This is a genomic window from Candidatus Aquicultor secundus (assembly GCF_002791875.1).
Lineage (GTDB): Bacteria > Actinomycetota > Aquicultoria > Aquicultorales > Aquicultoraceae > Aquicultor_A > Aquicultor_A secundus.
Genome location: NZ_PFNG01000223.1, coordinates 5,413 through 7,577, shown reverse-complemented (window position 1 = coordinate 7,577; position 2,165 = coordinate 5,413). Strand labels below are relative to the sequence as shown.

At 49.4% G+C, this 2,165-nt stretch carries 2 protein-coding genes; both read right to left on the bottom strand.

What is annotated here, in order from left to right:
• Positions 1–321: 321 nt before the first annotated feature.
• Positions 322–1,128, bottom strand: coding sequence for a phosphatidate cytidylyltransferase (locus tag COY37_RS09460; RefSeq protein ID WP_286677689.1), 807 nt, complete (start codon positions 1,126–1,128; stop codon positions 322–324).
• 44 nt (positions 1,129–1,172) lie between these two features.
• Positions 1,173–1,895: an undecaprenyl pyrophosphate synthase gene (uppS, locus tag COY37_RS09455; RefSeq protein WP_286677688.1), complete on the bottom strand. Its 723-nt coding sequence runs from the start codon at positions 1,893–1,895 to the stop codon at positions 1,173–1,175.
• Positions 1,896–2,165 lie beyond the last annotated feature (270 nt).

The window sequence follows — 2,165 nt, the reverse complement described above, 5'->3', positions numbered from 1 at the left end:
TCACGTACTTCTGTCACTGAGTATGTCTAAGCTTTGATTCACTGTGCTAAGAAGTCTTCACTCTAACTCTATCTAAGCTTAGACCCTCCTGCTACAAAAAAGGCACTGCACCCTAGATTCTTCAGTCGCTTCGCTCCTTCAGAATGACAGCTAGCATCCATAGGGGCTTAAGCTTGTCTCGGCCCTTCTCGACACAAGCACGGTGGTGTGGGCGGAGACTAGCTTAAGCCCTACATTGCTATTTTCATCTTCATGCTGCTTACTGCATACTCCCCACTGCCTACTAAAACCCACTCTCTTAAGCTGATAGCTGATAGCTATTTACGTGATTACGAGCCAGAAGTAGTATCCGACTATTGCTGTAAATATAACACTGTCAAATCTATCCAGGAAGCCACCGTGGCCGGGGATTATAGTGCCGGTATCTTTTACGCGCATTTCTCGCTTTATCCTCGACTCCACAAGGTCGCCTATCGGCGCCGCAAAACCGATGACAAGACCCATACCGATGCCCTCGATGAGCGTTAGCGGTATGCCCTGCTTTGCAACAAACGGCAACCACGGCAGCAGGAATAACCCGCCCAAAACTATCGCCGGCGTCACTAATCCGGCGATGCCTCCTTCAACTGTCTTATTGGCGCTTATTGTCGGCGCTAGTTTGCGTTTACCGATCGCCCTGCCTATTGAATAGGCGGCGATATCGCTTGCCCAGGTGCCGACAAACACAAGGAGCACGCCGATACGTCCATCATTGAGGTCGTATTGTAAAACCATGTGGCTAAGCGAAAACGCGATATATACCAGGCCGATAAAGGTGAGTCCTGTATTAACCACGCTCCCCTGCGTTAATATCTGCCATACCAGCGTTACGATAACCGCCAGCGATAGCGCCAGTACCAGGCCGGTGGCGCTCCCTAAGAGCGCCCCCGCGACTATTGCAATCCCTCCCGCGACCCCGATTATCACATTTGGTTTGAGGTCTCTAAGCAGGAACATCGAGTAGAGTTCGTCAATGCTTACCACAACGATGGCCGCTACAAGAAAGGCAAAAAAGTATCTCCCCAACAACAAAAATAAAACGATGACCGGAACGCCGACCAGTGCGCTAATAACACGTTCTCTAAGCATTTGCAGCTCCTGTATGTGCTCTATTATGCTCTGTTATGCTGTTACTAATCCTCGTCTAATCCGCCAAATCTTCTTCTACGTGTTTGAAAATCTGCAATCGCTTGGATAAAATCTTTCTTGCTAAAATCAGGCCACAGCTTGTCCGTTATCCATATCTCAGCATACGCGATTTGCCAGAGGAGGAAGTTGCTGATTCGCATTTCGCCGCTCGTTCGGATAAGTAGCTCGGGGTCTGGTATATTAGAAGTATACATGTAACGGGAGAAGATTTCCTCATCGAAATCGCTTGTTTCTTTTCCTTCTTTTACGGCGGCGCAAAGTGCCTTCGCGGTATCCAGAATTTCGGCGCGGCCGCTGTAGTTAAGGGCTATTATTAGGTTGAGCTTTGAGTTGTCTTTAGTACGCTCGACCGCACGAAGAAAGGCGTTGCGCGTGCTCTCGCGCACTTCATCCAGCCTGCCGATTACGCGTATCTTAACCCCTTGCCGATCGAGTTCGTCGAGGTCCTTTTCAAGTTGTTCCTCGAACAGCTGCATCAGCCCTAGGACTTCCTCCTGGGGTCTACGCCAGTTCTCGGTTGAAAACGTATAGAGGGTAAGGTATTCAACGCCGACTTCCGTTGCAATTTCGACGATGCCGCGTATCGCTTTAGCGCCGGCCCTGTGACCGGCAAGCCTCGGCTGCCTTCTCTTTTTTGCCCATCTTCCGTTACCGTCCATGATGACGGCGACGTGTTGCGGTATAATGCCCTTTTTTACTTCTTCCATAGAAAGGTCTCCGCCCGATTTATGTACCTTTCCGCGAAGACCCAACCCTATTTTTGCCAAACGTCTTTACCTTCTTTTAGCCCGATTATCGGGGTACTGCTTTATAGTTTTAAAACCATCCATCTTACAATGGTAAACTACGCCTAGATGTTAGTAAGTGACAATCACGGTATGTGCACCCGAGATTCTTCGCATTCGCTCAGAATGACATCTAGCCACTAGCTCCGCTAACAACCCTCAAGCTAGACCCGCCTACCAAGACCCACTATC

What these genes read in the sequence shown, in the direction of transcription:
- uppS (WP_286677688.1), bottom strand. Translation starts at nt 1,895, where the DNA reads ATGGAAGAAGTAAAAAAGGGCATTATACCGCAACACGTCGCCGTCATC.
- COY37_RS09460 (WP_286677689.1), bottom strand. Translation starts at nt 1,128, where the DNA reads ATGCTTAGAGAACGTGTTATTAGCGCACTGGTCGGCGTTCCGGTCATC.